The following is a 26,506-nucleotide window of genomic DNA, read 5'->3' as shown; positions in this document are numbered from 1 at the left end:
CAAATTCCGGGAGACGCACCCATCGTATCGCTATACGTATAGCGACGGCACCATGGTGCACAAAATGAGAGGGACGCAGTATGTCTGATCAAATCAACACCGATCCCGTTGAACTGGCAAGTGATCTTACCATCGCTTGGCTGTCCAATCCGAATAACCGTGCGACGATGGAGGACGTTTCTACCTTTCTGCGACAGATGCACGCGGACGTGATCGCGCTCGCAGGTCGAGGCGCGCAGGTGGACGATACCGGTGACGAAACGCCGACGGACGAATTCACGCCGGCCGTGTCCGTGCGCAAGTCGCTCGCCTCGAAGGACCACATCATCTCGATGATCGACGGCAAGCCGTATCGCACGCTGCGCCGGCATCTGAGCACGCATGGCCTGACGCCCGAGGAATATCGCGAGCGCTACAATCTGAAGCCGGATTATCCGATGGTAGCGCCGACCTATTCGGAACAGCGCCGTGCCATGGCGCACAAGATCGGGCTGGGCGCCAAGGGGCGTGCGGCGCGCAACGTCGCAACCGATGCCCCCCCTGCAAAGGCGACGCGCAAGCCCCGCGCGCGCGCCAACGCGGCCGACTGAGCCGCTGCCGCGCGGATCCGGCCTGCTGCGCCGGGTCCGCGCGGCGTGCGATCCTCTCAGTTACCCGCCCGAAGCGCCGTAACGCCTGCCTCGGTCTGCATCACGGGCTTCATCGTCCCGTCCGCATTGTACTCCAGCCGCTCCACCGTCACCGCTCGGCGGCCGATCGCCCCGCTGAGGTCGCCGATCGCCAGCGTGGCGTTGTGCAGGAACAGGTACCAGTCTCCCTTGAACTGGGCGATGCCGGGATGAATGGTGAAGCTGTACTTGCCCGAGCCGGTCAGCTCGCCACGATAGGTCCAGGGACCCTGGATCGACGGCGCGGTGGCATAGGAGACCTTCTCGTCGCGGTGCTTCGAACGGTCGAGCGACGCATAGGTCAGGTAATAGAGCGGCCCGCGCTTGTGCAACCAGGGCCCTTCCTCGAAATGCGGCGGAGTGATCTCGGTGATCGGGCCGTCGATCTCGATCATGTTGGGCTTGAGCTTGGCGATATAGCATTGCCGGTTGCCCCAGGCGATCCAGGTGGTGCCGTCGTCGTCGGTGAAGACGGTGGGGTCGATGTCCTCCCAGCTGTGCGTCCCCTTCGGCGTCATGCTGTTGGTGATCAGCGCCGATCCCTTGGCATCGACGAACGGGCCGGTCGGGCTGTCCGACACCGCGACCGCGATCGCCTTGCCGGGGTTGGTCGCGTCGTGCTCGACCGCGGCGTAGAACCAGAATTTGCCGTTCTTCTGGATCGCCTGGGAGGCCCAGGCATCTTTCTTCGCCCATTTGAAATCGGCCACGTTCAGGATCGGACCGTGATCGGTCCAGTGCCGCATGTCGGTGGTCGAATAGACCAGCCATTCGCGCATGTTGAACATCTCGTCGCGCTGCGCCTCGTCATGCCCGACATAGAGGTAAAGCCGGTCGCCGACGACCAGCGGCGCGGGATCGGCGGTAAACTTGTCGCGGATGATCGGGTTGGAACCGGGTACCGGCGCCGCCGCGGCCTGCGCGAGCGCCGAAGTGGGCATCCCCAGCGGCGCTAGGCAGGCGGCCGCCAGCACCATGCGCAAGAAAACCTTGGTCATCATCCTCTCCCTGTGATGCCGCGACAATAGTCCGAGTAGATCGGTCGTCAACGAGGGATGAAAGCGCGGGGCCTTGCCCCTAGATAGAGCCCATCATGCTGGCATCCTCGCTCCCCGCTCCGTCCGCCAACCCGCTCCTCGATCGCTGGGCCACGCCCGACGGCGTCCCGCCCTATGATCGCATCCGTGCCGAGGACTATGCGCCGGCGTTCGATGCCGCGCTCGCCGAGGCGCAGGCCGACTATCGCCGCATCGCCGACGATCCCGCCGCGCCGAGCTTCGCCAACACGATCGAGGCGATGGAGGGCGCAGGCCGGCAGCTCGGCCGGATTGCCAGCACCTTCTTCACCGTCGCCTCGGCGGACGCGACCGACGCGATCCAGGCCGTCGAGGAAGCGGTGACGCCCAAGCTCATCCGGCTGCGGAACGACACGCTGCTCGATCCCGCGCTGTTCGCCCGCGTCGACGCGCTGTGGCAGGCGCGCGCAACCCTGTCGCTAGCGCCCGAACAGGCGCGGCTGCTGGCGGAAACGCATCGGCGGTTCCTGCGCGCCGGTGCCGCGCTCGCGCCCGAGGCGCGCGCTCGGGTCGCCGCGATCAACGAGGAACTGGCGACGCTCGGCGTCCAGTTCGGCCAGAAGCTGCTCGCCGACCAGAAGGCGGGCAGCGTGCTGCTGACGGATGCGGAAGTCGAGGGCCTGCCCGAGGACCAGCGCAGCGCCGCCGCCACCGCGGCACAGGGCGCAGGGCACGCCGAGGGCTTCCTGTTCCCCGCCACCCGCTCTGCTGCCGAACCCTTCCTCACCGCCGCGCCGAACCGCGCCGCGCGGGAGAAGATCTGGCGCGCCTTCGTGCTGCGCGGCGACCAGGGCAACGCCAACGACACCAATGCGATCATCGCTCGGATGGTCACGCTGCGCATCGAACGCGCCACACTGCTCGGCGCGGAGAGCCATGCCGATTTCGTGCTGCAGGACCAGATGGCCAAGACGCCCGCCGCCGCGACCGAGCTGCTGATGCGCGTCTATCGCCCGGCGCTCGCCCGCGCGCAGGAAGAGCTGGCGGACATCGCCGCCCTCGCCGCGCAGGACGGCATCGCCAAGGTCGAGCCCTGGGACTGGCGCTATTATGCCGAGCAGGTGCGCAAGGCGCGCTTCGGCCTCGATGAGGCGGCGGTGAAGCAGTATCTGCTGCTCGACAACATGGTGGCGGCGCTGTTCGACACCACCCACCGGCTGTACGGCATCACCGCGCACGAACGGACCGACGTGCCCGTCTACGCCGAGGGCGTGCGCGTCTGGGAATTGCGCGAGGCGGACGGCCGCACGATCGGCCTGTTCTATGCCGACTGGTTCGCACGCCCTACCAAGCGCCCAGGCGCCTGGATGAACAGCCTGCGCGACCAGAACGAGCTGTTCGGCGAGCTGCCGATCGTGGTGAACAACCAGAATATCGTGCCGTCCGCACCCGGCCAGCCGGTGCAGATCTCGCTCGACGAGACGCGGACGTTGTTCCACGAATTCGGGCACGGCCTGCACGGGCTGCTCAGCCAGGTGCGCTATCCCAGTCTGTCCGGCACGGCGGTGCCGCGCGATTTCGTCGAGTTCCCCAGCCAGGTCTATGAGCATTGGGCGGTCGCGCCCGAGACGCTGCGCCGCTACGCCCGCGATGCCGCCGGCGAAGCGATGCCCGAAGCGATGCTGCAGGCGCTGCTCGACGCCCGCACCTTCAACCAGGGCTATCAGACGGTACAGCAGCTATCCTCGGCGCTGCTCGACATGCGGCTGCACGCGCTGACCGCCCTGCCCGCGGATTTCCACGCACGTGCCTGGGAGGCGGCGGAGCTGAAGGCGCTGGGCGTGCCCGAGGCGGTCGGCATGCGCCATCGCCTCGCGCAGTTCAGCCACATCTTCGACGGTGGCTATTCGGCCGGCTATTATGCTTATACCTGGGCCGAGGTGATGGACGCCGACGGGTTCGACGCGTTCCGCGAAGCCGGCGACCTCTACGATCCCGCGCTCGCGGCCAGGCTCCGCCACGAAGTGCTCGCGCGCGGCAACAGCCGCGATCCGGCGGAGAGCTATGCCGCCTTCCGCGGGCGGATGCCGACCCCGGACGCGCTGCTGCGCAACCGCGGTCTGCACTGATCGCGGCGGGCGCCGCCTGCAACCTCGTCCGCAAAGGGTGACTCGGCCGCCCGGACGCTGGTAGGGCAGTCCGCACCCCATCGGCGCAGGTCAGGAAAACGGAAATGCCCAAGCTCTTGCAAAAGCTGCTCTGGATCCTCGTCACGCTGGCGGGGACCGCAGCGCTGGCGGTGATCGCCACCGCGCGGGGCGAGCCGATCAACGCGCTGTGGGTGCTGGTCGCCGCGGTCTCGGTCTATCTGATCGCCTACCGCTTCTATGCCCGCTTCCTCGCCGACCGGGTTGCGCAGGTTGATCCCGCCCGGCCGACCCCCGCGATCCGCCGCCCCGACGGCACCGATTTCGTGCCGACCAACCGCAACGTGCTGTTCGGCCATCATTTCGCCGCCATCGCCGGCGCCGGACCGCTGGTCGGCCCTGTGCTCGCTGCGCAGATGGGCTATCTGCCCGGCATGCTCTGGATCCTCGCCGGCGTGGTGCTGGCGGGCGCGGTGCAGGACTTCCTCGTCCTATTCCTGTCGGTGCGCCGCGACGGGCGGTCGCTGGGCGAAATGGTGCGGATGGAGCTCGGTGCCTGGGCGGGCACGATCGCGATGGTCGGCACCTTCCTGATCATGGTGATCATCCTGGCCGTGCTCGCGCTGATCGTCGTGCGCGCGCTGGCACACAGCCCCTGGGGCACCTTCACCGTCGCCGCGACGATACCGCTTGCCGTGGTGATGGGCGTATATATGCGCTTCGTGCGCCCGGGCCGCGTCGGCGAGGCCTCGCTGATCGGGCTGGTCGGGCTGTTCGCGGCGATCGTCTATGGCCAGCAGGTCGCGGCAAGCCCCGCGCTCGCCGCCTGGTTCAGCTACACGCCGGTCCAGCTGTGCTTCATCCTGGTCGCGTACGGCGCGGTGGCCGCGCTGCTGCCGGTGTGGCTGCTGCTCGCCCCGCGCGACTATCTCTCGACCTTCCTCAAGATCGGCGCGATCGCCGCGCTGGCGATCGGCATCGTGCTTGTCGCGCCCCCGCTCAGGATGCCGGCGCTCACCCGGTTCGTCGACGGCAGCGGGCCGGTCTGGTCGGGCACGCTGTTCCCCTTCCTGTTCATTACCATCGCCTGCGGCGCGGTCTCCGGCTTTCATGCGCTGATCTCCAGCGGCACCACGCCCAAGCTGATCGCCTCCGAAGGCGACCTGCGCTTCATCGGCTATGGCGCGATGCTGATGGAGAGCTTCGTCGCGATCATGGCGCTGATCTCGGCCTCGATCCTCGATCCCGGCATCTACTTCGCGATGAACAGCCCGGCAGCGGTCGTCGGCACCCAGCCCGACACCGCGGCGGCGGCGGTCACCGCAATGGGCTTCCCAATCGCCGCCGAGACGATCGCCGGGACCGCCCGCGACGTCGGCGAGACGACGATCATTAGCCGCGCCGGCGGCGCCCCCACCCTGGCGGTGGCGATGGCCGACATCTTCAGCCGGATGATCGGCGGCCGCGCGATGATGGCCTTCTGGTATCACTTCGCGATCCTGTTCGAGGCGCTGTTCATCCTCACCGCGGTCGATGCCGGCACCCGCGCTGGGCGCTTCATGCTGCAGGACCTGATCGGCCTCGCGGTGCCGAGCTTCCGCAACGCGACCGGAGCAGTGCCGGCGCTGGTCGGCACGCTGCTCTGCGTCGCTGCCTGGGGCTATTTCCTCTACCAGGGCGTCACCGATCCGCTGGGTGGGGTGAACACGCTGTGGCCGCTGTTCGGCATCGCCAACCAGATGCTCGCCGCGATCGCGCTGCTGCTCGCAACCGTCGTGCTCTTCCGGATGAAGCGCGACCGTTATGCCTGGGTGACGTTGCTCCCCACCGGCTGGCTGCTCGCCTGCACGGTGTCGGCCGCGGGCCTCAAGCTCTTCTCGGCCGATCCGCGGGTGAGCTTCCTCGCCCATGCCGCGCGCGTTCGCGACGCGATGGCGCGCGGCGAATTGCTGGGGCCGGCCAAGTCGGTGGCGGAGATGCGCAGCATCCTGTTCAACGACCTGGTCGATGCCGTGCTGTGTGGACTGTTCCTCGCGCTAGTGCTCGCGACCCTGGTGTTCGCGGTGCGGGCCTGCCTCGCCGCGCGACGGGCGGACCGACCGACCATGCAGGAACTGCCGCACGCGGTGCGGGCCTGAGCCATGCGCATGCTGTCCAAGGGATTCTGGACCGGGATGCGCGAGGCGATCGGCGTGATCGCGGGGGTACCCTCCTACGAGCGCTATCTGGCGCACATGGCCGCCTGCCACCCGGACCAACCGCCGCAATCGCGTGCCGCCTTCTTCGCCGCACGCCAGCGCGACCGCTATGGCCGCGGCAAGGGACGCTGCTGCTGAGGCCGGACCTTATACCGGGCCACGAACAGGCGGTTCGGGTAGTCGGCTGAGGGGCCGCCGCGGCGGGCGCACGGCGCCAACCGTGCCCGGCCGGTGACGCACGGGGACGGGGGCCGGCAAGGGAGGCGCCCAAGAAAGCCCCACGTACGCCTCTCGCCACCGTCGGCTTCAGGCTTTGCGGACGCCACCGCGTCTGGAGCGGCCCGCAGTCATCGGATCGGGCTTGGTCGGAGGGCGCCATCCTGTGGGCGGGGTCCGCCTTTGCTGGCTCGTTCCCAGCCCCATGGCGCCGGGCGCCTGACGCTTGAGCCCCGCGAAATCGGCCGCTTCCGCCTCGGCCGCGGTAGCGCCTCCACGCATGGCATTGATCATGTCGCGGCATCGTCCCGCCGTCTCGAAGTCGAGGGCGGCCACGGCATCGTCCATCTGCTGCTGCAGGATTTCGATCGTTATTGGCACCTGCCTCCAACGCACGTGGTGGCATTGCGGACGCATGCATCACTCGCGCATTCACAAGAATGCTGCGCCGCGCCACTGCCGATCCGCATAATTCCGCGGGCGAGTACACGCCTTTTGCTTGGGACCTTCCTCATACGTATTGCGATGGAACACGCTGTTATTTAGCCTGCCCGCATGAGCAAGCTCACACCGGTCGTCGCCCTCGCCCTATGTTGGTTCATCGGCATTATTTTCGGAAAGCCGGGACTGTGGTTTCCCTTGGGGATCCTAGCAGCAATCACGATCGCGATTGTTCAGAACCGGCGCGGTTCTTCCGGTAGCTAGCGCCCCATATCCGGCCCGGCGCGGTACGGCTTGGGCAACCCTCGCTCGTCACTTCGGGACCAACGCGCAACGCGACGAGCGCCTCGAGGGTCACCGTCGGGACGGCCGCTGCGGGGCCGGCTGTCCGAACCCTTTCTCTCGCTTCGGCCCCGCACCTGATCCGCGCGGGGCATTCTACGCATGGGCACCCACGCCCCCCAAAACCGTGGAGAGCGCGTTTCGCCGCGCGATCGCTCCCAGGGCGGACGCGCTCGGTTTCGGCGTCCGCCGGAAGCTGGTGCGATCGACCGCCACCAGCCCGAAGCGGGCACGCTCGTCGCCACCCCATTCGTAATTGTCGAGCAGCGACCAGTGGATATAGCCGAGCACCGGCACCCCCTCCGCGATGGCCGCCCGCAGATGCCCGAGCGCGGCGGGGATGAGGCTGGCGCGCTGGCGATCGTCGGTGCTCGACACGCCGTGCTCGCTCACCAGGATAGGCACCTCGGTCTCGGCATGGACATAGCGCACCGCGTTAGCGAGCGAGGCGGGATAGATCTCGCTACCCGCCACGTTCGTCGGCACGCCCTTCGGCATCGGCAGCCTGCCCTTGGCGTCCCACACGGCGCGCTCATAATTCTGGACGCCGACATAATCGTCCTCGCGCGCACTGCGCAGCCAGGCACCATAGACGCGCGCGCGATGCGCATCGCGCATGCTGTCCGGCCCGGATGCCTGATCGTCGACGAGCGCGAGCGTAACGTTCGGGCGCAGTGCCTTGATCTCCTGACGAGCCAGTCGGTGCGCGGCCAGCATGTTCCGCGTGGTCGCTTCCACATCCTCGGGCAACACCGTGTTGCCCACCGTGAACTTGGCGGACCCGCTCGCTTCGGCACAGGCGGCAAGGCTGGCGCGCAGCGCCGAAGAAGGACGGCGGGAGCACCGTCTGGAGCAGCGGGCCGCCATTGGGCTCGTTGATGGGCGCTGCCGTGGCTGAGTGAAGACGCGCACGCTGCGGCTGCTCTCCTTGCGGTCGACGGTCTACGGCTTCGCGTCGCTTCGCAACAACATCTGATCAACCCGTTCGAGCCGGCGGGAAGGGATCCTGATCATATCGCACGCGGTACGTTACGCCTCGCGGTCGAAGCGGCGGTACGTCAACCAACGGATGCGCCGGCGCCTTGAACTGCAGGTTGCAGCGCAACCACGCGCCTCATCGAAAGCGTCACGATCTACCCGAACGAGCCGGAGGGCCCGCAGGCGGAAGTGGTTGCGAAGGTGGAGGATCTGATCGCGTATGCCACAAACGACAACGCCGCCCGTAAGGGCGGCGTTTGGCGTTCTATGGCGGTGGTTGCGGGGGCAGGATCTTTTCAGAGACCGCACGCTTTATAATCGCTTGATTTATATAGATAAATGTCAGCTCGTGGGGTATGGCACCCCTGATGATACCCCAAGTTCTTGTGAAATCGATGTGGCGCCCGCGACGCGCGACGAGCTGCCGCAGGTAAACATAACTAAGCCTTTCGTTCGCTGAAATTTTTCAGAGTGTAAGCGCAACGTACAAATGTCACTCATCCGCCAGATAGAGATGTCACAATCTCTGGTCGGCGCCTTCCGAGTGGCATGCCGCCCGAGCAATTGGGGGCACGCTGATGACGGTGATCGCGATGAGCCGAAGCGAGTTGTCACGGTACGAAACGCTGCAGCGGGTCGAGCGCGGCGAGATCACCGCAAGCGAGGCTGGCGAGCTGCTCAGACTATGCCGGCGCCAAGTCTATCGGCTGCTCGACAGGTTCCGCACTGACGGCGCCGCTGGCCTGATATCCCAGAAGCGCGGTCGGCCGAGCAACCGCCGGTTGAGCGAAACCTACCGGGAGCAGATCCTCGGCATCGTCCGCGAGCGCTACGCCGATTTCGGCCCGACGCTGGCGACCGAGTATCTCGCGGAGCGCCACGGCATCACGCTCTCGCACGAGACGCTGCGACAGCTGATGATCAGCGCCGGCCTCTGGAAGGCCAAGGCCGCCAAGCGCGCGAGGCTCCACCAGACCCGCAACCGTCGCGAGCGCCGCGGCGAGCTTATCCAGGTCGACGGCTCGGATCATGACTGGTTCGAGGGTCGCGGCCCACGCTGCAGCCTGCTGGTCTATATCGACGATGCCACCAGCGAGCTGATGCACCTCGAGATGGCGGAAAGCGAGAGCGCCCTCTCCTATCTGCAGGCGACGCGCACCTATCTTGAGAAGCACGGCAAGCCGATCGCCTTCTATTCGGACAAGCACAGCGCCTTTCGGAACAACCGCGCGACGGCCGACAGCGACGGCATGTCGCACCTCGGCCGCGCGCTCGACAAGCTCGGCGTGGAGATCATCTGCGCCAACTCACCCCAGGCCAAGGGGCGGGTCGAGCGGGCCAACAGCACGCTCCAGAACCGCCTCGTCAAAGCGATGCGGCTTGAAGGCATCTCCTCCATCGAAGAGGCCAACACCTTCCTCCCCTCTTACCTCCTGCGCCACAATGCTCAATTCGCCTGCCCACCTGCGGATCCTCGGGACGCCCATCGGCCGCTTGCCCCGCACGAGAATGTGGAAGCCGAGATGGTCTGGCGCGTCGAGCGCTCCGTCACCGGCGCTCTGGCGCTCCACTACAACAAGGCGATGTTCATCCTGGAGCCGACGCCGCTGGCGCGGACGCTCGCCCGCAAGCGCGTCCACGTTTGCGAATTTCCCGATGGGCGCATTGAGGTGCGGCACGGTGAAGTGGTCCTGCCCTACCGCGTCTACGACAAGATGCAGCGGGTCAATCAGGCCGAGATCGTCGAGAACAAGCGGCTTGGCGCGGCCCTTGCCATGGCGCAGGCTATGCAGAGCGCCAACCCGCATCACCGGCAGCGCAACAACAATGCGCCAGCCCGCAGCTCACAGTCGGTGGGTGTTTTCGCTACGTCGCGGGTGGTGCTGGATGAGGGACGATTGGGAAACGAGCCACCAAAGCGACGGGGAAGACCGCCCCTCCCCCGCCTCAAGCGTCAACTGGACACCGCTGCCGAGGAAAAGCAGACTGTCCGGTGATGATGGAAAAGCTGCCGGTCCGCTCTCGCCCCAATGTCGGTCGTTCAGCGTCGTGATCGGAGCACCTGAAAGCGGTCGTTCGTTCATCTTCGATTTTGAACGTCATTTTGACGAGGTTTGGGACATAGCCGTCGCTCCCGTGTGACTCGTTGAACGGCAGCTCTCGTCAAGAGCTGCCTCTCCATCGACGTGAAAACCGCCTAACAGCATCGTACGCAGCGCCGGATATTCGCCCAATTCATTCCGCCGCCTAGAGGCGGACGCGACCGGAGTGAAGATGCGTTGGCGGCGACGGGAGCATTGCGCCGCGTCAGCGCGTCTTTTCGACCAACTGCGTCAAGGCGGCCATCGTTCGATCGGCGGAGAAATCGCAATGTCCGTGGCCGATGCGGGGCAGAACCGTCAGCAGTTTCTGCTTACCCGCGTGGCGGACCGCCTCTGGATACAGCGAACCATAGCGCGGCGGTATGGTGGGATCATCAGCATTCGACTGGAGAACCACCGGAACCCGGATATTGCCTGACAACGGCGCGTTGGCAGCAAGGTAGGCGATCGCCTTGGGGCTACCGCGATAGCGGGCGATGCCTGCGTTGAGCGCCTCGTCATCTGGGAATCCGGTGTAGAGCGTTGCCTGATTGTCGGCGGGAAATCCGCCCGCGTGACTGCGCAGCTCTTGTAGCACCAGATAATCGAGCATGATCGCCCCCGCCAATGCGGGGCGGCGGATATCGAGCGCGTCAGCCAGACGACTGGCGATATTTTGATCCTTATCCAGCGCCGCCTCAATGACGTCTTGGCCAACCATTGCAGGCGCATCTGCGGCATCGAGCTTCGGCAGCACATGCGGGAAGTAGAAATCGAACGCGGCAAGATTGCGCAGCAACAACCCGCCGACCGCGTCGCCCGACATGTTTACGCCACATAACGACAGGGCGCCGGCATAGCTATTTGCCTGTCTTTCCGCGGTCACCAGCGCGAGCAAGCCTCCGAGCGAAAAGCCGATTGCGTAGGTTTGCTTCGGCCGACCATGATGCTTCACGAAATAGTCGCGCAGCCGCTCGATATCGGGCAGCGCTTCGGCGATTGCCCACCCTTGGGTCCTATAGCCGCTCTGAGCGACAGCATAGCCGGCATCGACAAAGAGCTTGGTTTCTTCCGCGGCCGGCCAGGGTAGGTGCCGAGGCATGCCTGCGGGCTCATAGCCATGCATCAGCATAATCAGCCTGCCGTTCCACTTGGCCGGCACGTCGATACGAAATGGCGCTTTGTCTATCAGGCCAGTTTCCACGGTTGGCTGATGGACTGGCACCCTGCCTCCCGCAGCAGTTACAGCTAGCCCGATCGCACCGACCGCGAGTACCTTGAGTACCTTGAAAGTTCTCCGCATCAGATTTCCTGCTCCGAACTACAACACGTGGCGTCACGGCACCGCTTGAGGCCACGTGGCCACCCGCTCCGGGGCGGTGCACCCGAAGATGGTCTCGAATTCTGCCGCTGGACGACGCGCCTAGCGGACCGGAGTTGGCGCCGGACCGGGAGAAAAATGGGCGTACCAGCGCGCCAAGCCGGCGGTAGTCGCCAGCTCGATCGCCAGCACCGCGCCCTGCAGCAGCGCCTGCCGGCCATCGATGAACAACACGCTCAGGAACATCACCAGTGTCGCCGATGCGGCCAGGCTCAGACTCCCCCAGCGCAGCACCGCCGCCCAATCGCGCTCCAGCACCACCCAGGCGATCCGCAGCTGCCCCAGGCCGATCAACAGCTGCAGCAGCGCCAGCGATGGAATCGCTGCCTGGTACACGCCGCGCAGCAGACTCGCCTGCAGATCGCCGTCGATCATTGCGCCGACCAGCCCGTGCCGGCCAGGATAGAGATAGGGCAGCCCAAACAGCGCGCAGCCGATCTGCAGCGCCGCCATCGGCAGAAGCAGCCCGATCGCTACGGTATAGCTGGTGAGGACGAAGCGGCCTTCCTCGGCGGTAAACATGCCGCGCCCCGCCGCTAGGAGGCACCCGAATGCGAACTTCATTGGCTGGCCTTCGTTGATGGCCGTTTCAAGCTCAGCCTCCATGGCCAGTGCCCAATCACTCTTGCGCTCGCCGAGACAAGCAGCTGCCAGATGGAGCAGTGCACATGAAAGCGCTGCCTTCACGCCAGCGCACCCGTGAACGGTTGATCCGGCGCGCTGCCAGCAAGGTCCCGCGCAAGGGCCGCGCCTGCCGAGGTCAGGCGGTAGGCGTGGCGCGCGGGGCGTCCGGGTTGTGCTGGATCGAGCCACTCGGCCTCGACCAGCCCCTGTTCGGTCATTCGCATCAGCAGCGGATACAGCGTCCCGGACAAAAGGCCGGTAACCTTCATCAAGTCATAACCGTGGCGCCATTCGCTACTCGCCTCAGAAAGCGCTTCGAGAAGGCGGCACATCTGCCTCGATGGCTGTCTTCTACGAACCATGGCACCATACCAACATATGTAGACTTACTAGTCAACCACGTGCCGCCGATTTCGTAAGCGCTCCTATCCGATGCCAACGGCGCTCTGATAGAGCGGACCAGGCGGATTTAAGCGGACATTCACTGGTGGGAGCAATCTTCGCCTGCTACGTCCAAGTCTGGATGGAAAGCAGACCGGCAGCTTGCGGGAGCCGAGGCGGGGATAGCTGCCGTTCAAGCTGGCCTCGTGCACGCGGCGCAGGAGCCTTATAAGGGAGAGACCCACAGGAAGGAGATCACATTGATGATGCAACTTGAGCAGTATATCGCTGCCTGGCGGGCGCACGACGTGGCCGCGATACTCGCGACGCTTGCTTCGGATTGCGTCGTCATTGAGAGCTTCGGACCGATCTATCGCGGGCACGATTGTGTAGCGCAATGGGTATCGAGATGGCTGGCTGAGGACGGCTGCGTGATCGACTGGACGATCCGCGATCTACGAACCTCAGGTGAGGGTGAAACTGCCGAATGGGCTTTCCACTACAGGTGGCGTGGTGAGGAAAAGCGGTTTGACGGGGCAACCATCGCCACGATACGCGATGGCAAACTCTCGTATCTACGTGAATATGCTACGACGGCGGCGCTCTACGATTGGCGAGGTGAGTGGCAGCAGACCTTTGCAACGACGGTATCATAACGTGCTCCAACGACCTTTCGACAAATGGACTAGCAAGTCGGGTGCCCTCCCACTGATCGGCTAACGTCCGCCTCCAGGCCGTTTTCGGGCGATACGAGCGCCGACAGAAATGACCGACTTTGGGGCGCGAGCTGCCGGTCCGCTTTCTCTGCCGAAGCTGCCATCGAAGCCCTACCCGATAGCACGAGCATCAGCGGCCGAGGCGGCGTGACCGAGCCCGCTGCATGCGCAGCGGGTCCGGGGACAGGAGCCGGGAGTGTGGGGCATCAGCGGGGGCAGCGCTGCGCTATGAGGAGGGCTCCACGCAGCCCCCGCTGCCAACGGCGTTTGTGCCATTTCTATCTTGCTACGGAATGTGCCTTTTCTAACTGGCTACAACAGAAATTTTTCAGAGTGTAAGCGCAACGTACAAATGTCACTCATCCGCCAGATAGAGATGTCACAATCTCTGGTCGGCGCCTTTCGAGTGGCATGCCGCCCGAGCAATTGGGGGAGCGCCCTCTCCTACCTGCAGGCGACGCGGACCTATCTGGAGCAGCACGGCAAGCCGATCGCCTTCTATTCGGACAAGCACAGCGCCTTTCGGAACAACCGCGCGACTGTAGGCGGCCGCTGCTGCCAACGTGGTGGCAGCATCATCGAAACGATCCTGAGCGGTCGTCCCATGATAAGCTTTCCGACAGCATCATAAGTCCCGAGACCTGATCGTTCTCGGGACGACAACTATACGCGGCGCCACGCCGAAAGCCGCCTGTCCGCTTCCCACCCACTTTCGGACGTTCAGGCGAACTGCCGTGCCAAAAGCCGCCATTTGCCGCTCGCCCCAAGGAAACGTCCGCTTTTTGCTCGAACCCCCTTGGCGACGGCCGAGATTGGTGGAAAGCGGACAGGCGGCTTTTAGGGAGGCGGGTGGCAAAAGCCGACATTACGTGGGGCTGTCGCCTTTCCCAAAAACGATGGTCTATTGGGAAAGGTAGGGTGCCAAGGTTTCGGCGGTCCAGTCAACGAAAGCGCGGACCCGAGCCGATAGGTGGCGGTTGTTCGGAAATAGGATGGATATGGGCGTGGGGGTCGGCGGGTAATCCGTCATTAGCTCGATCAGCGCGCCCGATGCGAGGTCATCGGCGAAGCGGTAGCGCGGTGCCTGGACGATCCCGAAGCCCAGCTTCGCGGCGGCGGCACTGGTGTCCGAACCATTGACGAGGACGCGCGCCGGCAGCCCGACTTCCACGATCTTACCTGCCACTGTGAACTCGAGCGGGAGCGGCTGTCCTGTCCTGGAAGACACGAAGCCGATCATCTGGTGGCCGTCCAGATCGTCCGGCGAGGTGGGGGTGCCATGCGCCGCCAGATAGGCAGGGCTGGCACAGGTGATCTCCTCGACAGCGCCCAAGGTGCGGCCGATCATGCCGCTGTCGACAAGCTTCCCCGCTCGCACCACGCAGTCCACGCCTTCGCGTACCAAGTCCACGAACCGCTCGCCTTCGCCCAGATGGACATTGAGACTTGGATGTCGCCTCAGGAAGTCGGGCAAGGCCGGCAGCAGCATGGTTCGGGCGATCAGTCCCGCTACATCGACGCGTATAAGCCCGGACACGGCGCCGGCCGCAATACGATCGGCGTCCTCGAGTTCTGCCAGGATCGCGGCGCAGCGGTGATAGTAGCTCTCGCCTTCGCCCGTCGGCCTGACCTGCCGCGTGGTGCGATGGAGCAGGCGGACGCCGAGGCGCTGTTCCAGTTCCTGAATGGCGGCCGTGGCTGCAGGGCGGGAAATACCGAGATCACCCGCTGCTCCGCTGAAGCTCCCCCGCTCAACGATACGGACGAAAAGCGCCAGGGTAGCCAGCCGATCCATCGCGCGTTGTTCTTCCTGCCTGAATAATGTTGTCGCAAATGGACCTCTAAAGCAGCGACCCGTGATTTGCCATGTTCTGGAGGCGAACAATAGGAGCATCGTAATGCCTTCATTGTCCCGTATCGCCATCGTTACCGGCAGCAGCCGCGGCATCGGTCGCGATACCGTGCTTCGCTTGGCCGATCGCGGTATATCCTCGATCGTGACCTATCACTCCGCGCGCGAGGCGGCCGACGAAGTGGTCGAGGCCGTCAAGCGGGCGGGTGCGAGTGCGGTGGCGCTGCACCTGGACGTGGGCCGCGCGAGCAGCTTCGACGGCTTCATTGCCGATGTCCGCTCGGCTCTTACGACCTTGGGCGCGGAGCGGTTTGATTATCTCGTCAACAATGCCGGCACCGCCTCGACCGCGACGCTTGCCAACGGCACCGAGACCGAGCTGGACGCGATCTTCGCCGTGCATTTTAGAGGCCCGTTCCTGCTTACCCAGAAGCTCCTGCCGCTGATGAACGATGGCGGCGGGATCGTGAATATCGCCTCCGGCCTCGCCAGGTTCAGCTTCCCGGGACGCGCGATCTACGGGCCGATCAAGGCAGCCGTGGAAACACTGATCCGGTACATGGCGCTGGAGCTCGGGTCGCGAGGTGTCAGTGTGAACGTCGTCGCACCCGGTGCCATCGCTACGGACTTCAGCGGCGGCGTGACGCGCGACAATGCCGACGTGAACAAGGCGATCGCCTCACAAACGGCGCTCGGGCGCGTCGGCGGTCCCGAGGAGGTTGGCCCGGTAATTGCGGCATTGCTGTCCGACGACTTTCGCTGGGTCAACGGTCAGCGGATCGAAGTTGCGGGAGGGTTTCGGCTGTAAGCGCCTGTCGGGGCCGGGAGCGGTCCATTTGCTTTCCCACGACATGGGGTAATCGCGGAGGCGGTACTCCAGGCTGTCACGAGATGGATGCTGGTGGCTGTTCCCCGACAAGATGGAAGAACGGGCTCACGACGGGAAGCTGGGCCCAGGCATCTGATGGAGAAAAGCCATGGACGAGTATATCGGGCTCGACGTTTCGCTGAAAGAGACTGCGGTATCCATTCGGCGCGAGCTGCCGGTTCGCGTTCTCTGCCGAAGCCTTACCCAATAGCACGAGCATCATCATCGGCAGAGGAACAACAATGCGCCGGCGCGCGACTCTCGCTCGGTCGGCATTTTTGCCCCTCCCTCTCCAACTGAACCGAAGATCGACCGACGGACGCTCTGCACTCCGAAGCTGAAGCGAGTCCGGCGCAATGAAGCCGGCGAGCCAATCGCCAACGCTGCACCGTAGGGGCTCCAGACAGCGCGACGGCAGCTCTGGCTGAAAAAGCTGCCGGTCCGCTCCCGCCCCACTTGCGGCGGTTTACCAGTCAAGTATCCTGCGTCGACGAAGAGGGACTATATGAGACGCTTTGTGCTCTTGGCTGCGACCACAGCATTGATCGCTCTATCCTCGCCACAGGTTGGCGCACATCCCGGCCAGAGTCGTTTTGATGTTTTCAGTATACTGGCGACGACTGGCGGTTATTACCTCCGCACGATCTCAGAGAAAGGCGATAGAATTATCGCTAGTTGCTCTTTGATCCGTAAAAGCGGGTGGGATTTCACTGTAGCAGTGTATCCCACAGAACATGTAGCCGTTCGCCCGCAGGCAACCCCGACGCTGAGATTATCGAACAAGTGGTCATACCCGCTACGGTCGCGGAGTGACGGCGGCTTCGCCTGGACGGCACCCAACTCCGCGGCGTTTGCACTTTTCCTCCGTCGGGCCAGTAGCATGGGGTGGGGAGACAGGTTCGCATCTCGTGAGCTTAACGTCGACCATCAGAGCCACGGGTCCGACGATGCAGGGACTATCTCCGCTTTCGAGCATCTTTGCCGCTTACCGGGGATTTTACCCAACGCGTACTGAGCCGCTCGACACTCTGCATGTCGGCTTTCCACCCAATCTCGGAGGCCCCCGACGAGGTTAGCACTAAAAGCGGCCGTTGGCCGGCGACCAGCGGCGAATGACGGCTTTTGGCTCGACCGCTGGGCCGAATGACCGAGAGTGGGTGGAGAGCGGACAGGCAGCTTTCAGGACGTAGGCGGCAATAGCTGCCATTCCCGAAAAGGATGATTGATCGAGAACGGAAAACGGTTCTCGAAACTTACCGCTGGTGAGAATGCCGACGATCAGGCGGTCACAGACGGGCGAGGTGGCTTGGTGCCGCGCCGTCCCGTATCGTGACGGCATGAACATTGGCCAACTTGACGTCGCGATCCGGGCGGGTGCTGTCGGCACGATCCTCCTGCTGGCATGGCTCCTGTTCGGCGCGCGTCGGCGGGTTGGCCTACCTGCGGCACTGTTTGCACCCTTGGCGCTCTGCCTCTCCGGCTTCGTCATCGGCAACACGCCGATTGCCGCGCTGGCCCCGACCGGTATTGTCGGTGCCATTGCTCACACCGTGAGTGGTTTCGCGGTGGTCTTCCTGTGGTGGTTCTGCTTATCGTGCTTCGATAGCCGGTTCAGATTGAAAGGGGGCGTGCTGGGCGTCGGTTTGGCCTGGGCCGCCATCGCCTCAGTGGACCGCGGGCTGCTCGGCGATGCACTGGCGGGCAAAGGACTGTCGTTGCTGCTGGTCCCTCTGGGTTTCGCGATCGTCGGCCATATGGTCTGGCGCCTGATGGCCGAACGTCAGGGCGATCTCATCCAGCACCGTCACGACGCCCGGATCATGGTCGCTGTCCTCCTTGGCGGGATGCTTTTCATCGACCTGGCGGCCGATGCGCTGTTCGGCTTCGCTTGGCGTCCGCTCGCGTTCGCCATGACGCAGAACGCGATGGCGCTCGCCTTCGGCCTCCCCTCCCACGCTCCATCACGTTCGATCGTGGGACCGAGTTTGCGAGATATCCGAGGCTCGCCAGCGCCCTAAACATCGTCTCCTATTTCTGCCAGCCCTCGGCGCCGTGGCAGAAGGGCAGCGTCGAGAACACCAACGGCCGCATCCGGCGCTTCCTGCCGTTCGACACCGACATCTCGGCGATATCGGACCGCCACCTGCAAAGCATGGTCGATCGGCTCAACGAAACGCCGCGAAAGTGCCTTGAATATCGAACCCCGCGGGACGTTTTGAGCGAGCAACTTGGCGCTGCCGCGCACTCCATTCAGGCCACTTCCAGGTGATCAATGACGAAAAACCGGGGACAAGCGGCCTGTAGGTTCGCCACCCATCCGGCCATTCCCCGAAACTGCCGAGCCACGGCGCCGAATGTCTTGAGGTGGGTTGAGAGCCGTCCGTCGGCTTTGGTGCAATCGGATGCGGTTAGCTGACATCGCCGAGTACCGCTGGCTTTCGCCAAAAGGACGGTATTTTAGGAGTTTAGCGGTTGATCAATTGGCCTGTGCGCAATCAGCCAAAAGGGATTGCAACAAGACGATTAGCCCCAACATCCAGAATAAAGTCGAACTTAGTTAGAAAGCCTGTCCCCAAGAGTCCGTCTGCGCTCGTAGCAATTCGATCGCCAACAGCCACTCCAACGCCGTCAGCGCTAATCCCACCGACTTTTAACGTAGCATCTTTCACGGACCGACTCGGGCGCAGGACTCCATCAGCAGAGCTTGTCATGCCATCGACCGTTGAAACTTTGGATGAAATTACCCTTTCCCACACTTCTTTCTTTAGCTGTACGACGCCATTGAAACCCAAGTCGATCGCCAGATTTACCGACTTGCCGTTAACCTCCGCCGCTAATTGCGCGCCTTTTTGCAGCGGAATAATTGCAGCCTTCCCCTTGGGAATTATGTCACCATTCTTGGCAAAAATAAGCGTATTGTTACTGGAGGCAACCAGAAATGAAAGCTTGTCAAGATAGTCCCCTCCGATGACAGCATCAATCGGATGCCCTACGGTATTTGAAAAGGATTTCAGGTCTACTGACAGGCCCATCCCAGACAATATGAGCTGACCAGGCACATCAATCTTCATGCCTTCTATAAGCCGTTCGGGGGCGGATGCAGGCCCAAGATCAATAGTACCTACGATAGGCCCGATCTTTAGGCCCGCAACCTTGGCAAAATCGAGGTCGATCACGGTATGCCCGAAACCGTTGTCGAGCATGGCCCATCCGTCCCGACCGTTTATCTTTACCTTGAGTAAGATAATGCCTTTAAAACTCTGAAATGGCGTTGGGGCTGATTGTTGAGCCGGCAATATGGTAACCGTATGCTCGATGCTGGAAATCGAGCGATTATCGGGTGAGGCGCCTTGCCGAGCTGGAACCTGCGCTTGGAGACTGGCCGTTGGCGCCAGTGCGACCAATGATGCGAGCATGGCAATACGCAAAAAAGCCCCCAACATAATTAGTTATTTTGTATTGTTGCGCCCTCGCACTGGTGAGGCAAGGGCTGCGTAGCATAGCCTCGACAAACAGTTGCTTGGAAGCGTGGAAAAGGGAAATTTCGCGCTGAACGACCGCTTTCGAGAGGCCGAAGCTATCATCTGATGACCGGGTTTGGGACGGGAGCTGCCTGTCCGCATTTTCTGGTCGAAGCGACCGCCGGCGCAATACCCGATAGCACGAGCAGTGCCGCAAAGTGGTGTGACCGGACCCGCTGCGTGCGCAGCGGGTCCGGGGACAGGAGCCGGGAGGTTGGGGCATCAGCGGGGGGACCGCTGCGCTGGGTGGAGGGCTCCACGCAGCCCCCGCTGCCAACGGCATTTGTGCCATTTCTATCTTGCGGCGGAATGTGCCTTTTCTAACTGGCGACAACATTGGCTGTTTAAGGGTTTAAGCGCAACGTACAAATGTCACTCATCCGCCAGATAGAGATGTCACAATCTCTGGTCGGCGCCTTCCGAGTGGCATGCCGCCCGAGCAATTGGGGGCACGCTGATGACGGTGGTCGCGATGAGCCGGAGCGAGTTGTCACGGTACGAAACGCTGCAGCGCGTCGAGCGCGGCGAGATCACCGCAAACGAGGCCGGCGAGCTGCTCAGGCTATGCCGGCGCCAGGTGTACCGGCTGCTCGACCGGTTCCGCGCTGACGGCGCTGCTGGCCTGATATCCCCAAAGCGCGGTCGGCCGAGCAACCGCCGGTTGAGCGAAACCTACCGCGACCAGATCCTCGGCATCGTCCGCGAGCGCTATGCCGATTTCGGCCCGACGCTGGCGGTCGAGTATCTGGCCGAGCGCCACGCATTACGCTGTCGCACGAGACGCTGCGGCAGCTGATGATCGGCGCCGGCCTCTGGAAGGCCAAGCCCGCCAAGCGCGCCAGGCTCCACCAGACCCGCAACCGGCGCGAGCGCCGCGGCGAGCTCATCCAGGTCGACGGCTCGGATCATGACTGGTTCGATGGTCGCGGCCCACGCTGCAGCCTGCTGGTCTATATCGACGATGCCACCAGCGAGCTGATGCACCTCGATATGGCGGAAAGCGAGAGCGCCCTCTCCTACCTGCAGGCGACACGGACCTATCTTGAGAAGCACGGCAAGCCGATCGCCTTCTATTCGGACAAGCACAGCGCCTTTCGGAACAACCGCGCGACGGCCGACAGCGACGGCATGTCGCACCTCGGCCGCGCGCTCGACAAGCTAGGCGTCGAGATCATCTGCGCCAACTCGCCTCAGGCCAAGGGGCGGGTCGAGCGGGTCAACAGCACGCTCCAGAACCGCCTCGTCAAAGCGATGCGGCTTGAAGGCATATCCTCCATCGAAGAGGCTAACACCTTCCTCCCCTCTTACCTCTTGCGCCACAATGCTCAGGTTGCCCCAAAAAGGATGGTGTCTCGAAAACAGGTTACTGCAAATCCTAAATCCGTATGCTGCGCTTGCGCGTCAACAGTTATAGGCGATCTTGTAAGGCCGCCCCCAGCGGCGCTCGAGGCTCTCAAACACGTTCATATTTAGCGGCCATTTGACCGACACCGGTTTGCCGTCTGGATCTTCCATGGTAAAATTCGCCGGGCGGGGTAGTGCCGCAAGTTTGGCTTTGGCCACATGAAAAGCTGCGCGATTCCCCTTCAGAAAGGCGATCGTGCCGTCAACATACAGGTTCCAGCCCATGCCCTGGTCTTCTTTCGCGGGCTTGTAGGATTGCCGAAACAGGGAGATGGCTGCGGCGGTTTGGTTGAGGTCGGCCCGTAACTGCCCTTCATGCCACACCAGCAAGTAGTCTTTCACTTTATGCGCCATACGCCAGTCGCGCAAAAGGTCGGCGGCCTCAGCTTCGCAGCCTTCAATCTCGAGCTTGCGCCACCCACCTGTCAGATCTTGATCGAAAGCATCTTGATCCAGCGCCAAAAGCGCCGCCCGATCGTATTGGCACCCCTGCGCGGCAACTACCGCCTGAACGATCAAAGCAAAAACCGGTCCCATTGTGCGATAGAGTCTCACATCCCTCCGTGCGAGGCAAGACTTACGATGTCGTGGCAATCCATCTGCAAAGGACGGGCTAAAGCGGGAGGCGCAAGGTGAGAATGCCACCTTGATCCTTGCCGAAATCCTTCCTCAGAACCCTCTCCGACTTGTGGTATCCCCCTACTTGCTGCCGGAGATGGGAAACCGGACTCGCACTGGCGTTCCAAATGACCGGTCCTGGAATCATGCTCAGACGAGCTGATTACCGCTATCGGGGCGGGAGCAGACCGGCTGCTTTTTCCTCCGAAGCGGGCCGGCACCCCCTGGCGCGCGCGGGGCGCTGAGCGGCTGAAAATGGTGGAAGTCGGACATTGAGCGGTCCTCCGAGGCGCTACTTTCTCCGATCGTAAGTGCGCGTGCGAAAACCCCGCCAGTCGCCATTTCAACCCCGGAGGTTTAACTTTTCAGCACCGCCGCCCGCAGCGCGTTGTCGGGGTGGCGGCAATTTAGCTGCGATGCGCACATGTCCACAAGTGGGCGCGAGCTGCCGGTCCGCTTTCTCTCCCGAAGCTGCCATCGACCCTCTACCCGATAGCACGAGCGCAGGCAGTTGAGCCGGTGTGACCGGACCCGCTGCGTGCGCAGCGGGTCCGGGGCCAGGAGCCGGGAGTGTGGGGCATCAGCGGGGGCAGCGCTGCGCTGTTTGGAGGGCTCCACGCAGCCCCCGCTGCCAACGGCGTTTGTGCCATTTCTATCTTGCGGCGGAATGTGCCTTTTCTAACTGGCGGCAACGAAGGGAAATCTTCAATCGAGCCTAGCGTCGGAAATAGCTATTGAGCACTTTACCGTGACTCTGAACTGCTCTGCGCGTTTCCGGCACCCTTCAAGAACGTCAGCATTATCCTTCGAAATCCGCGCTGCCTCGGCCAGCGCACGCGCCTGCTGCGGGTTCGCGACCTGCATGAGCCTAACGCCCGCGTCCCAAGGTGTGCGCCTCAGAACTGCTGCAGCCTGTTCCTCTGGCCAATGCCAGCCCTCTGGCGCGAGCTGAGCAATTACCGATGGAACGACAGTGCCAAACGCGAAGCCCACCAACAGTGCCAAAGCGGCTGCGCCCGCGATCCACAGTTGCTGGGTCTCCGCGGAATGGGCCGACGCGACCATCCCTTTCAGCTCTTGCACTGTGCTGCTCAGGGCATGGCTGGCGCCGGTCCAAGCGCGATGATCGTCCGCACGCCCCGGCGCGCCAGCCGATTCGATTTGCTTGGCGATGTCCTGCGGCGTCAACGTCATCGCCGGGCGCTTCGCGAGAGTGTTAATCGCGCCACATACCTTGTCGTAGCCGTCGCGGATCTTCTCCAGGTCTGGGCCGTAATCTCGCGCCTGCAATTCCTGCTGTCGGGCCGCAAAGCCGTCAATCGCAGCGGTCAGCCCGGCGAGCTTGCGCGAGATGTCGTTGAACGCCTGGACGGTCTGGTCCGCTTCTACGGGAGGTTCGTGGATACCCATGCTATATTCCAATCCCAAGGCCCCGATCGCGATCGATCGAGAAGGTGAGCTGGCGGATGACCGAACGCGTGCGAGCATCGTCGCCGAGCGCCCGGCTGACACCGCCATCCCGGCTGCCCGGCGCCCATTCAGGCGACCACTGCCGCCCGAGCAGCTGACTGCCTCTGCGGCTGAGCGCGGCGCCTAGCGCCGGGTCTTTCTCCAGCCCCTTCGCCATCGATCGCATGGCGTTCTCGACACCGGCGCGCTTGTCTTCATTCTCCCACCCGCTCAGCTTGCCCCGGCGCGCTTGAAGCTGCTGCCAAGCCTGGACAAATCGGTCAGCGCGCAGCTCGGGATTGGCACGAACCTCCGCCTCCAGCTGCATCTGGCGAATAGCATTGGCGGTGCGACCATTGGCGGCTTCGCTGATCAGCCCCGGCGTCCGCTCAAACGCCATATCGAGATCGTGGGCGCCGCGGGGTTGCAGCGCGTTGACCGCCTCGGCGGTGCGCGCAAGCGCCGCCTTCTGAACTTCGAGCGGGGCACGGCCCTGGCCAGTCATGCGGCCTGCATCCTGCACGGCACGGGCATAGCCTTCGACCACTCGCTCCAGCTTCTGCGTCGCGGATGCCTCCGGCGCAGCCGCCGGCACCGATAGTTTGAGCCCGTCGAAGCGCAGCTTGGTTGGCGCACGTTCGGGCTCGGGGATAGACAGCCGCAAACCGTCGAACATGCCGCGACGCCGTGCTGGTGGAGGCGCGCTGCGCTCGGGTTCGGCGAGTGGCTCCTTGGCGAGCGTATCGAGGATGCGCGACCGTTCGACGCCGCGCCGCGCGGCGAAACGCTCGGCAGCGGCATCATAGTCGAGGGCATTGTCCTTCGGCCGGTCGCGCGACAGGGCGCGGGCAAGCTTGCCTTGGTCGGCGAAGTCGTCGCGGCCATAATGCAGCTGCACCGCATCGCGGTGCCGCGACAGCGCGACATAGGCAGCGTGCCGGTCGAGCCCCGGCGTCGCCAGCACATGGACACGGTCGACGGTAACACCCTGCGCCTTGTGGATCGTGGCGGCATAGCCATGGGTAAGGTCGCCATAGTTCTTGTGGTCGAAAGCGACTTGGCGTCCATCGTCGAGCCGCACAGCCATGCGGGCGTGATCGACCTGTTCGAGGGTGCCGAGACTGCCATTCTTCACACCGAGGCTGCGTTCGTTGCGCAGGAACATGACCCTGTCGCCGGCCGCGAACAAGCGTTCTCCGCGGGCGGTTTCGACAGCAATATCAGCGTCTAACGACCCACGGCGTTTCATCGCGTCCCGTGCCAGCGCATTCAGTTCATCGCATTCTTCGTTGGTGTGGGTGAGAATCATGCGCGAGACCGCCGGATCAGCGATCCGCTCGCGATCCCAACGCGCGATTACCGCCAATCTGGCCTCGACTCGCGTCTCCGAGACGATGACCATGCCGGCCTGGGCATAGGCCTCCAGCGCCTCGGCCGTGCGGCTGGTGGCGAGCTGCCGCGTCGCAAGCCGCTGCCAGTCCTCGCGCTGTCGGCGAATGTCGGTGATCTCGATTGCACCATGCCGCTCGGCAATCGAGCGGAACGCCGCCCCCGCTTCGATCGCCTGCAACTGCTCGGGGTCGCCGACGAGCACCACTTGGGCGTGGCGCTTCTCGGCTTCGGCGATCACCCGCTCCATCTGGCGCGTGCCGATCATGCCGGCTTCGTCGATCACCAGGATCGACCTGTCGGTCAGTAGTTCACGACCCTGTCCCCATTGATGTTCGATGCTGGCGATGGTGCGCGACGTGATGCCCGAGCCGCTTTCGAGATTCTCGGCGGCGATCCCGGACAGCGCCAGCCCCTGCACTTGGTAGCCGGCGCTCTCCCATGCTTCGCGGGCAACGCCAAGCATCGCCGATTTGCCGGTGCCGGCATAGCCGATAACCACGCCCAGATCCTTGCCGCTGGTGACGTGATCAAAGGCGCTGCGCTGTTCGCTCGACAGAACCAGCCCGCGCATCTCGGCGCGCGCTAGCGCCAGCTTGCGATGCTGCTCGTCCATTCCGTGGCGGCGACTGGCGTCGAGCTTCACGGTCGCGCGTTCCAGCCGCGAACGAACGCGTCAGCTGATCGAACTTGGCGGCTTGATTACCAAAGCCGGGCTGGTCGAACTCACCGACGACGATCGCGCGGTCCTGTTCGGGCTGATGGTCGAAGCCGCCGTGACGTTACGGGGCGATGATCGCGAACGCGCGCTAACGCTCTGGCGACGGCGCGGACGGCGCGCATTCGCCGACAGCGACGCAGAACTATGAAGGTAGCGAACAGAGATCGGCCCAGGTTGCGCCCACCAGATCCGCAAGCCGCTCGGCCGTGATCCGCGCTGATGCGGTGCGCGATCCGGCCCCGGGATACACGCTGTCGAACGGGCGTAGCGAAACGTCGCAATAGATTCAGCAAGCGCTCGGCAATCCGAACGGACAGACGCCCCCAACCGGATGGCCTGTCGGCTGCTGGACCTCCCCGGCCGGGAGCAAGCGTTGCGGCAGCTTTGAGCACCGTTGCGGTGCTCGAAGCCTGTTCGATGATCGGAATGTCGGGTGCCCACGCCTCCAGAAAGGCGCGGACGGCCTCGATCCCCATCAGCCGTTGAGCTTGTCCTTCACGGCCTTGGCAGGCGTGAAGGCGAGCTTCTTCGACGCCGCAATCTGAATCGCCGCGCCGGTCGAAGGATTGCGACCTTCACGCGCGGCGCTTTCCTTGACCTTGAACTTGCCGAAGCCGTTCAGCGACACTTCCTCGCCGGCCGCTGCCGCCTCGGTAATGGCGGCAAAAATGCCGTCGACCAGATTGCGCGCGTCGGCCTTGGTGAGGCCATGCACTTCGGAAACGCGGTCGGCGAGATCGGCATTGTTCATGGACGTGTTCTCCGTGTGAAAAGGGGCGTGCCCTCTAGGTGCGGCTTACCAACCTGTCCAGCGACTGGCGCCATCATGCGGCAGTGGCACGCTCCAGCGCGGCAATGCGCTCTTCGCAGATCACCTGCACCGCCTGCCCCAGCACCTCGACGCGTTCCGCCAGCCACGCCAGTTCTTCGGCGCTGATCCGGTAGTGCTTCGAATAGCGCGCCTTCACATAGGCTTCCTTCAACTTCTCGAACCGCGAACGGTCGATCCGCTGGTCACGCGGCCACGCGTCGACCAAACGCGGGTCGATGCGTTCAGCCTGCGTGCGCAGGAAACCCAGATTGTGAACATGCGGGGTGTAGAAGGTGCAGACCAGCAGCACGCAGTGGTAGAGGCGTTCTGTCGCCTGATGTAGGTCGAAGGCTGCCTTTTTAAGCCATCCCTGCTCAATCGAGTGTTTGGCGGAACCAAAGAACTCACCTGCGCTTGGCAGCCACTCCTGAAAATACTCTCGCGCCATTGCCAACGCCTGCGGAGGCGTCTTCGGCTTGGGCTGATGCAGTTCGGTGGGTTCGCTCTCGTACAGCGCGATGCCGTCGCGGGCGACGTCCATGAAGAAATAGCGCCCATGCGCCAGCCCATCGTTCACCTCCTGCAGGGTATGCACGATGAAATTGACAGGGGTGCGCAGCGTCTTGGTGATCGCCAGTTCGCGGTTCAGCCGGTCCTCGGCGGTCGCCCAGAACTCCACCCGAT

The 26,506-nt window shown here is 63.8% G+C and carries 26 protein-coding genes and 1 pseudogene; 13 read left to right on the top strand and 14 right to left on the bottom strand.

All coding sequences use genetic code 11. The features are described 5' to 3' along the window. Positions 1-80 precede the first annotated feature (80 nt). Positions 81-590 (top strand): MucR family transcriptional regulator, encoded by a 510-nt coding sequence (locus tag QZ670_RS18020; protein ID WP_294258041.1) that lies wholly within the window; start codon positions 81-83, stop codon positions 588-590. 56 nt (positions 591-646) lie between these two features. Here QZ670_RS18020 and QZ670_RS18015 read toward each other — a convergent pair whose 3' ends face one another. Continuing rightward, positions 647-1,666, bottom strand: a complete 1,020-nt coding sequence (locus tag QZ670_RS18015; RefSeq protein WP_294258038.1) for a glycoside hydrolase family 43 protein — start codon at positions 1,664-1,666, stop codon at positions 647-649. A gap of 95 nt (positions 1,667-1,761) precedes the next feature. Between QZ670_RS18015 and QZ670_RS18010 the strand changes: the two genes are divergently transcribed. From QZ670_RS18010 to QZ670_RS18000, 3 genes are all read left to right on the top strand, one after another. Then, positions 1,762-3,813: a M3 family metallopeptidase gene (locus tag QZ670_RS18010; RefSeq protein WP_294258035.1), complete on the top strand. Its 2,052-nt coding sequence runs from the start codon at positions 1,762-1,764 to the stop codon at positions 3,811-3,813. Between the two features lie 104 nt (positions 3,814-3,917). Beyond that, complete coding sequence (locus QZ670_RS18005) at positions 3,918-5,969, top strand: carbon starvation CstA family protein (protein WP_294258032.1); 2,052 nt, start codon at positions 3,918-3,920, stop codon at positions 5,967-5,969. Between the two features lie 3 nt (positions 5,970-5,972). Continuing rightward, positions 5,973-6,167, top strand: coding sequence for a YbdD/YjiX family protein (locus QZ670_RS18000; RefSeq protein WP_365894687.1), 195 nt, complete (start codon positions 5,973-5,975; stop codon positions 6,165-6,167). 168 nt (positions 6,168-6,335) lie between these two features. On the opposite strand, the gene QZ670_RS17995 is transcribed toward QZ670_RS18000, so the two are convergent. Beyond that, positions 6,336-6,626 carry a UvrB/UvrC motif-containing protein gene (locus QZ670_RS17995; protein WP_294258029.1) on the bottom strand — a complete coding sequence of 97 codons (291 nt, stop codon included), beginning with the start codon at positions 6,624-6,626 and terminating at the stop codon, positions 6,336-6,338. 174 nt (positions 6,627-6,800) lie between these two features. On the opposite strand from QZ670_RS17995, the gene QZ670_RS17990 reads away from it, so the two are divergent. After that, positions 6,801-6,950, top strand: a complete 150-nt coding sequence (locus tag QZ670_RS17990) for a hypothetical protein (RefSeq protein WP_294258027.1) — start codon at positions 6,801-6,803, stop codon at positions 6,948-6,950. A gap of 174 nt (positions 6,951-7,124) precedes the next feature. Here the strand turns inward: QZ670_RS17990 and QZ670_RS17985 are convergent, their stop codons facing one another. Continuing rightward, the gene (locus QZ670_RS17985) at positions 7,125-7,895 is read right to left on the bottom strand and encodes a family 1 glycosylhydrolase (protein WP_294258025.1); all 771 of its coding nucleotides are present in this window, start codon (positions 7,893-7,895) and stop codon (positions 7,125-7,127) included. Between the two features lie 689 nt (positions 7,896-8,584). Between QZ670_RS17985 and QZ670_RS17980 the strand changes: the two genes are divergently transcribed. Continuing rightward, entirely contained in the window at positions 8,585-10,003 is a 1,419-nt protein-coding gene (locus QZ670_RS17980; RefSeq protein ID WP_294258022.1) for an ISNCY family transposase, read from the top strand. Between the two features lie 310 nt (positions 10,004-10,313). Here QZ670_RS17980 and QZ670_RS17975 read toward each other — a convergent pair whose 3' ends face one another. The 3 genes from QZ670_RS17975 to QZ670_RS17965 form a co-directional block, all read right to left on the bottom strand. After that, the gene (locus tag QZ670_RS17975; RefSeq protein WP_294258019.1) at positions 10,314-11,390 is read right to left on the bottom strand and encodes an alpha/beta fold hydrolase; all 1,077 of its coding nucleotides are present in this window, start codon (positions 11,388-11,390) and stop codon (positions 10,314-10,316) included. Positions 11,391-11,510: 120 nt separating this feature from the next. After that, a complete protein-coding gene (locus tag QZ670_RS17970) occupies positions 11,511-12,032 on the bottom strand; it encodes a hypothetical protein (protein ID WP_294258016.1) in 522 nt (173 codons plus the stop codon). A gap of 119 nt (positions 12,033-12,151) precedes the next feature. Further along, entirely contained in the window at positions 12,152-12,424 is a 273-nt protein-coding gene (locus tag QZ670_RS17965) for a PadR family transcriptional regulator (RefSeq protein ID WP_294258013.1), read from the bottom strand. Positions 12,425-12,736: 312 nt separating this feature from the next. Between QZ670_RS17965 and QZ670_RS17960 the strand changes: the two genes are divergently transcribed. Beyond that, a complete protein-coding gene (locus QZ670_RS17960; RefSeq protein ID WP_294258011.1) occupies positions 12,737-13,129 on the top strand; it encodes a nuclear transport factor 2 family protein in 393 nt (130 codons plus the stop codon). A 961-nt stretch (positions 13,130-14,090) separates the two neighbouring features. On the opposite strand, the gene QZ670_RS17955 is transcribed toward QZ670_RS17960, so the two are convergent. Then, entirely contained in the window at positions 14,091-14,984 is an 894-nt protein-coding gene (locus QZ670_RS17955) for a LysR family transcriptional regulator (RefSeq protein ID WP_294258009.1), read from the bottom strand. A gap of 103 nt (positions 14,985-15,087) precedes the next feature. Here QZ670_RS17955 and QZ670_RS17950 point away from each other — a divergent pair, with 103 nt between their 5' ends. The 3 genes from QZ670_RS17950 to QZ670_RS17940 all read left to right on the top strand — a co-directional run bounded on the left by QZ670_RS17950 (position 15,088) and on the right by QZ670_RS17940 (position 18,178). Beyond that, positions 15,088-15,849, top strand: coding sequence for an SDR family oxidoreductase (locus QZ670_RS17950; protein WP_294258006.1), 762 nt, complete (start codon positions 15,088-15,090; stop codon positions 15,847-15,849). A gap of 1,397 nt (positions 15,850-17,246) precedes the next feature. Beyond that, complete coding sequence (locus tag QZ670_RS17945) at positions 17,247-17,927, top strand: hypothetical protein (protein WP_294258003.1); 681 nt, start codon at positions 17,247-17,249, stop codon at positions 17,925-17,927. Next, positions 17,870-18,178: an IS30 family transposase gene (locus QZ670_RS17940; RefSeq protein ID WP_294258186.1), complete on the top strand. Its 309-nt coding sequence runs from the start codon at positions 17,870-17,872 to the stop codon at positions 18,176-18,178. Before QZ670_RS17945 ends, QZ670_RS17940 begins: the two co-directional genes overlap by 58 nt. Positions 18,179-18,404: 226 nt before the next feature. On the opposite strand, the gene QZ670_RS17935 is transcribed toward QZ670_RS17940, so the two are convergent. Beyond that, on the bottom strand, positions 18,405-19,337 hold the full coding sequence (locus QZ670_RS17935; protein ID WP_294258000.1) for a retropepsin-like aspartic protease: 933 nt from the start codon (positions 19,335-19,337) through the stop codon (positions 18,405-18,407). A gap of 550 nt (positions 19,338-19,887) precedes the next feature. On the opposite strand from QZ670_RS17935, the gene QZ670_RS17930 reads away from it, so the two are divergent. Both QZ670_RS17930 and QZ670_RS17925 read left to right on the top strand, forming a co-directional pair. After that, the gene (locus tag QZ670_RS17930; RefSeq protein ID WP_294257999.1) at positions 19,888-20,226 is read left to right on the top strand and encodes a helix-turn-helix domain-containing protein; all 339 of its coding nucleotides are present in this window, start codon (positions 19,888-19,890) and stop codon (positions 20,224-20,226) included. Then, on the top strand, positions 20,226-20,903 hold the full coding sequence (locus QZ670_RS17925; RefSeq protein WP_294257997.1) for an ISNCY family transposase: 678 nt from the start codon (positions 20,226-20,228) through the stop codon (positions 20,901-20,903). Before QZ670_RS17930 ends, QZ670_RS17925 begins: the two co-directional genes overlap by 1 nt. Here QZ670_RS17925 and QZ670_RS17920 read toward each other — a convergent pair. The 3 genes from QZ670_RS17920 to QZ670_RS17910 all read right to left on the bottom strand — a co-directional run bounded on the left by QZ670_RS17920 (position 20,832) and on the right by QZ670_RS17910 (position 24,936). Beyond that, on the bottom strand, positions 20,832-21,371 hold the full coding sequence (locus tag QZ670_RS17920) for a hypothetical protein (RefSeq protein WP_294257995.1): 540 nt from the start codon (positions 21,369-21,371) through the stop codon (positions 20,832-20,834). The genes QZ670_RS17925 and QZ670_RS17920 overlap by 72 nt on opposite strands. 786 nt (positions 21,372-22,157) lie before the next feature. Further along, positions 22,158-22,862, bottom strand: coding sequence for a DUF6118 family protein (locus QZ670_RS17915; protein ID WP_294257993.1), 705 nt, complete (start codon positions 22,860-22,862; stop codon positions 22,158-22,160). A gap of 1 nt (position 22,863) precedes the next feature. Then, positions 22,864-24,936 (bottom strand): AAA family ATPase, encoded by a 2,073-nt coding sequence (locus QZ670_RS17910; protein WP_294257991.1) that lies wholly within the window; start codon positions 24,934-24,936, stop codon positions 22,864-22,866. Positions 24,937-24,970: 34 nt separating this feature from the next. Between QZ670_RS17910 and QZ670_RS17905 the strand changes: the two genes are divergently transcribed. Next, on the top strand, positions 24,971-25,159 hold the full coding sequence (locus tag QZ670_RS17905) for a conjugal transfer protein TraD (RefSeq protein WP_294258183.1): 189 nt from the start codon (positions 24,971-24,973) through the stop codon (positions 25,157-25,159). Here QZ670_RS17905 and QZ670_RS17900 read toward each other — a convergent pair. The 3 genes and pseudogenes from QZ670_RS17900 to QZ670_RS17890 all read right to left on the bottom strand — a co-directional run. Further along, a pseudogene (locus QZ670_RS17900) lies at positions 25,154-25,487 on the bottom strand (YbaK/EbsC family protein). The gene QZ670_RS17905 and the pseudogene QZ670_RS17900 sit on opposite strands and share 6 nt — an antisense overlap. Next, complete coding sequence (locus QZ670_RS17895; protein WP_294257989.1) at positions 25,487-25,762, bottom strand: HU family DNA-binding protein; 276 nt, start codon at positions 25,760-25,762, stop codon at positions 25,487-25,489. The pseudogene QZ670_RS17900 and the gene QZ670_RS17895 overlap by 1 nt, the downstream one beginning before the upstream one ends. Positions 25,763-25,835: 73 nt before the next feature. Next, positions 25,836-26,506 (bottom strand): HEPN domain-containing protein (locus QZ670_RS17890; protein ID WP_294257988.1); only part of this gene is annotated, 671 nt, incomplete at its 5' end.

The organism is uncultured Sphingomonas sp. (genome assembly GCF_913774285.1).
Taxonomy (GTDB): Bacteria; Pseudomonadota; Alphaproteobacteria; order Sphingomonadales; family Sphingomonadaceae; genus Sphingomonas.
The sequence above is the reverse complement of the archived record's forward strand: the minus strand, read 5'-3'. Positions and strand labels throughout refer to the sequence as shown.